This window comes from Aquibium sp. A9E412, from assembly GCF_030398335.1.
Taxonomy (GTDB): domain Bacteria; phylum Pseudomonadota; class Alphaproteobacteria; order Rhizobiales; family Rhizobiaceae; genus A9E412.
On record NZ_JAOAOP010000111.1, the window covers coordinates 1 to 5,909 of the forward strand.

At 73.7% G+C, this 5,909-nt stretch carries 2 protein-coding genes; both read left to right on the forward strand.

Features of this window, described 5'->3' with window-relative positions; genetic code table 11:
* Positions 1–4,525 (forward strand): glycosyltransferase (locus N1F89_RS20095; RefSeq protein WP_290086242.1); only part of this gene is annotated, 4,525 nt, incomplete at its 5' end.
* A gap of 127 nt (positions 4,526–4,652) precedes the next feature.
* Entirely contained in the window at positions 4,653–5,642 is a 990-nt protein-coding gene (gene galE / locus N1F89_RS20100) for a UDP-glucose 4-epimerase GalE (RefSeq protein ID WP_290086243.1), read from the forward strand.
* The last annotated feature ends 267 nt before the right edge of the window (positions 5,643–5,909 follow it).

Here is a 5,909-nt window from a genome sequence, read left to right on the forward strand (position 1 = left end):
GCGCGACCGCTGGGCGCGCAACACCTGGCACGACCGCCGGGCCGGCGCGAGCGCGCGCGGTGCCGCGCTCGTCACCTGGGCGGCGATCCGCGTCTACTACCGGGCGCGCTACGCCCGTTCGGTCGCCGGCTGGCGGCTCGCCGAGGCGCGCCGCGCCGGCGTGCGCACGCTCTACTGGAACGGGCTCTACCCCTACGCCGTCGAGCCGGCCGCCAATGCCGGCCGCAGGCTGCGCTGGAAGCTCGTCCACCCGCTCGCCGAACGCAGCCGGCGCGTGGCGCTGCGCAGCTACTGGGGGGTGCTCTACCCCTATGCCGTGGAGCCGGCGGCCAATGCCGGCCGCGCCGTCTACTGGCGCGGGGTCCATCCGGTCGCCGAGCGCATCGGCCGCGCCGGCGCCTGGTGCTACTGGCGCGGCCACGAGGCGGCCGGCTGGGCGCGACGGCTCGCCGCGCCGCTGGCGCGCATGCGGCCCGAACGCGCGCCGGCCGGCGCGCCGGAGCCGCAGCCCGCGCAGGAGGAGCGCGCGCCGCAGGCCCGCGCGCGCGGCGACGCGCCGCATGTCGATGCCCGGCACGAGATCTTCGACCGCTTCGCGCTGTGGCTGAAGGCGCGCATCGCCGAAGGCAAGGCGCCCGATCTCGTCGTCCTGCCGGCAGCCGAGGCGGCGCATTTCGAGGCGCTCCTGTCGCTCGTGCCGCTGCTCGAGATCGACGGGCCGCTCGCCGCGCCGCTGTTCGCCTGCCCGGCGCCGGACGGCCGCATCGCCGACGGTCCCGGCCTGGTCGACCGCGCCACGCTGGCCCGCCGCCTGGCAAGCGGCAGCCCCTTCGCCCGGCTCTTCCTGTTCGACCCGCGGCAGGGCGCCGGCGAACCGTGGAACGGGCTCGCCGTCGCCGGGCTCGGCGCGGCCGCGCCCGCCGACGACGACACCGCGCCGGCGCGGCAGGCCGCGGCGCTGCTCGACCGCGCCGCCGCGGTGCTCGACGGCGATGCCGACGCGCCCGCCGCCGCGCTGACGGTGACGGCCTTCGGGCCGCTGGCGCTGGTCAGCTCCGCGCTGTGGGGCCGCGTCGGCAGCTCGACGATCTTCGATTCCCAGACGCGCCTGCTGATCGAGCGCGGCTACCGCGTGGCGCGCCTCTACTTCGACCACTGGCCGCACTACGGCGAGGACCGGCTGCCGCGCATCGCCCGGCTGGTCGCCGAGGACCAGGAGAAGGTGCGCCCGCACTGCCACATCGTCATGGAGCGCGACGAGAACGGCCGCCGGCTGGCGCGGCTGCAGGCCGAGCCCGACTTCCGCGACGCCTCGCCGCTGCGCCGCATGGCGCTGCTGCTCGCCGCCTCGGCGACGACGAACCAGCGCGCCGCCGCCTGGCTCGGCCGCACCGCCGAGCTGGCGGTGGTCAACCACGTGCCGCATCTGGAAGCCACGCAGCGGCTGACCGACGCACCGGTCGTGCTGGAGACGCACGACGTGTTCTCCCACCTGCTCGACGTGCACGGCGTGCCCGGCTTCGTGCCCAAGGGGCCGGACGGCGCGGCGCTGCGGCTGGCCGAGGAGCAGGCCGCCTGGGCGCAGGCGGCGTGCTGCGTCAACCTCTCGCCGGCCGACCAGGCGGCGGTGGCGCCGCATGCGCGCCGCGCCGTCTATGTGCGGCCGAGCAAGGAGCGCTCGCTGGCCTCGCGGCGCTCATGGCCGGAGGTGGCGCTCGCCAACGGCATCGCGCGCGAGGCGATGACGCCCGGCTATTTCGACATCATGCTGTGGGGAAGCTGGCACGAGACCAACGTGCAGGGCGTGAAGTGGTTTCTCGAGCAGGTGCGGCCGCGCCTCGGCCGCCACAAGCAGGCCCGCATCATCGTCGCCGGCAAGGTCATCAACGGCCTCGGCAGCTACATGCGCAAGCACCCGGACGTGCTGTGCTGCGGCTTCGTCGACCGGCTCGAGGACGTCGCCGCGCGCACCCGCGTGCTGGTCATCCCCGACCAGCAGGGAACCGGCATCTGCATCAAGGCGATGGACGCGCTCGCCTGGGACGCCTGCTTCTCCGCCACCACGCTCGGCATGCGCGGCACGGACCTGACGGGCGCCGGGTTCGAGCCGGCCGCCACGGCCGAGGCGATGGCCGACGACATCCGCGCGCTTCTGTCCTCGCGCGCCAAGCGCGAGGCGCGGCGTGCCGCCGGACGGGCGCTCTACGAGGCCAATTTCTCGCGGCACGCCTACGAGGAGGCCTGGCACGGCATTCTGGAAGAGGTCGAGCCGAAGGTCTTCGCGCGCGCCGGCGCCGTGCGGCGCGACACCGTTGCGGCGTCGGTGCCGGCCGCCGGGGCGCTGCCGGCGCCGACCCTCGAGCCGCTGGCCGCGGCGCCGACCGCACGCCGCAGGCCGGCGCGTCCGCAGCTCTCGGTGGTGGTGGCGACCTACGACCGCTACGACGTCCTGCCCGACGCGATCCGCTCGCTGCTCGGGCAGGACGCCCCGCCGGGCTTCCTGGAAATCATCGTCGTCGACAATTCGCCGGACCAGGCCTTCGCCGCCCGGGTCGCCGCGCGCTACGCGGACGACAAGGCGGTCCACTACATCCTCGAACCGCGGCCCGGCCTGTCGAACGCGCGCAACGTCGGCACCGAGGCGGCGCGCGCCGACATCGTCGCCTTCGTCGACGACGACGCCATCGTCGCGCCCGACTGGGCGAGGCGGATCGTCGAGGCCTTCGCCGCCTACCCGGGCAAGGCGGCCATCGTCGGCGGCCGCATCCTGCCGCGCTGGGTGACGCCGCAGCCCTCCTGGCTGCCCGACAAGCTGACGAGCTACCTGTCGATCGTCGACTGGGGCGGCGCGCTGCGGCCGCTGGAGGCCGACAAGTGGGTGGCAGGCTGCAACATCGCCTTCGACAAGGCCGTGCTTGCCTCCGTCGGCGGCTTCTCGCGCGCCCTCGGGCGCATCGGCTCCGGCCTGTCGCTGCTGTCCAACGACGAGACGGAGGTCGCCGACAAGATCCACGCCCTCGGCCACATCACCGTCTATGCGCCCGAGGCCCATGTCGAGCACGTCATCGATCCGGCCCGGCTCCACCGCCAGTGGTTCCGCCGCCGCTCCGCCTGGCAGGCGGTGTCGGACTTCATCAAGGATTCGCGCGCGGCCACCGAGCGCCTGCCCGACGCGGTCCGCCACCTGCGCTGGGCCGTCGACCACCGCAAGACCGGCGTGCCGCTCGGCTTCTTCGGCGCGACCGACGACCGCGAGGCCTTCCAGCAGGATGTCGGCGTCGCCTACGACCTCGTGTCGGCGACGCTGACGGGCGGCCCCGAGATCGAGGCCGGCGCCACACCGGCCGGCGGCGACGCGGCGAAGGCCAACGGCGCCGCCCCGGCCAAGGCGACGCGCAAGCGCAAGCGCAAGAGCCGGGGCGCGGCGGCGACCGCGGCGCGGCGCGCGCACGCTGCGGGCGAGACCAGCGTCGGGCCGCGCCTGTCCGTCGTCGTGGCGACCTACAACCGCTACGACGTGCTGCCCGAAGCGCTCGACTCGCTGATCGCGCAGGCGGTGCCGGACGGCTATCTCGAGGTCATCGTCGTCGACAACTCGCCGGACCAGGACGCCGCGGCCGGCTTCGCCGGGCGCTATGCCGACGAACCGCGCATCCGCTACCTGCTCGAGCCGCGGCCCGGCCTGTCGAATGCCCGCAACGTGGGCACGGCGGCCGCGCGCGCCGACATCGTCGCCTTCGTCGACGACGATGCCATCGCCGCGCCCGACTGGGCGACGCAGATCGTCTCGGCGTTCGAGACCTACGGCGAGGAGGCCGCGATCGTGGGCGGGCGCATCCTGCCGCGCTGGGTCAGGCCGAAACCGTCCTGGCTGCCCGATTCGCTGCTCGGCTACCTGTCGATCATCGACTGGGAGGGCGACATGCGCCCGCTGAAGCCGAACGAGTGGGTGGCGGGCTGCAACATCGCCTTCGACAAGCAGGCGCTGACGGCGGCGGGCGGCTTTTCCACCTCGCTCGGCCGCATCGGCTCCGGCCACTCGCTGCTGTCCAACGACGAGACGGAGGTGATGGACAAGATCAAGGCGCAGGGCAAGATCACCATCTATGCCCCCGACGCGCTGGTCGAGCACGTCATCGATCCCGACCGGCTGACGCGGCAGTGGTTTCGCCGCCGCTCCGCCTGGCAGGCGGTCTCCGACTTCATCAAGGATGCGAAGGCGACGACCGCCTATGCGCCGGCGGCGGCCGAGCATCTGCGCCATGCGCTGCGCGAGCGCGGCGGCGAGCCGCCGCTCGGCTTCTACGCCGCGCAGGAGGACGCCGACGCCTTCGCGCGCGACGTCGGCATGACCTACGACCTGGTGGTGTCGCTGCTGGCCGGCGGCCAGGAGGTCGACCCGAACGGCGAATCGCTCGAGCGCCCCAAGGTGCAGGACCGCGTGCGCGGCCGCATCCGGCGCATCACCAACGCCAATCCGCGGGTGCAGCGCGTGGCCCGCAAGCTGCCGGTCCGGCGGCGCTAAACCATGATGCGGACGGGCGCGCCGCCGGCATATGACGGCGCGCTCTGCCGGCGCGGTCTCGCCGCCGCCGGCGCGAGGCCGTCCACCGGCGCGAAACCGGTCCGGCAGTGAAGCGAGGGAGAAGGCATTGGCAGTCCTGGTGACCGGCGGCGCCGGCTATATCGGCAGCCACATGGTGCTCAAGCTGCTCGACGAGGGCGAAGCGGTCGTCGTCGTCGACGATCTCAGCAAGGGCTTCGACTGGGCAGTGCCGGACGCCGCCGAGCTGGTGGTCGGCGACATCGCCGACCAGGCGCTGGTCGAAGAGACGATCCGCCGGCGCGGCGTCGACGCGATCATCCATTTCGCCGGCTCGATCGTCGTGCCGGACTCGGTCAGCGATCCGCTCGGCTACTATCTCAACAACACGGTCAAGTCGCGCAGCCTGATCGAGAGCGCGGTGCGTGCCGGCGTGCCGCATTTCATCTTCTCCTCGACGGCGGCGGTCTATGGCAGCGCCGAGCACATCCCCGTCGGCGAGGACGCGCCGACGCTGCCCGAATCGCCCTACGGCACCTCGAAGCTGATGACCGAGCTGATGCTGCGCGACGCGGCCGCCGCGCACCCGCTCACCTACACCGCGCTGCGCTACTTCAACGTCGCGGGCGCCGATCCGGCGCGCCGCACCGGCCAGTCGACCGCCGGCGCCACGCACCTCATAAAGGTGGCGGCCGAGACGGCGACCGGCAAGCGGTCCCATCTCGAGGTCTACGGCACGGATTACCCGACCCCCGACGGCACCTGCATCCGCGACTACATCCACGTGTCGGACCTGGCCGCCGCGCACCATCTGGCGCTGAAGCGGCTGCGCGCCGGCGGCGACAGCCTGGTGGCCAATTGCGGCTACGGCCGCGGCTATTCCGTGCGCGAGGTGATCGACGCCGTGCGGCGCGTGTGCGGCGTCGACTTCGAGGTGCGCTACGCGGCCCGCCGGCCGGGCGACGCGGTGGCGATCGTCGCCAATTCCGACCGGGCGCGCGCCGAGTTCGGCTGGACGCCCGCGCTGGACGACCTCGACAAGATCGTCGGCCATGCGCTGGCCTGGGAGGAGGTGCTGCGCGGCCGCAACGCGCGCTGACGCGCATGGCGAGGGACGCGCCGCCACGGGCCCGCGGCCGCACGCGGCGACCGGGCGCACCGCCCGCACCGCCGCGGCGTCGACCGGGCCGGCCCGACCGCCCCCTGCCGCGGCCATTGATTTTGTTGCAGCCATCGCCGCGCGCAACCATTGCGGGCCTCCGGGGCTTGCGCTATAGCGTTTCCAGGCGAAGTGGAAACCGGTTCGCCGTTCGGAAACGCGTGAAAACAATGAGTTAGAGCCGATCTGCGATTCCGTGAAACGCAG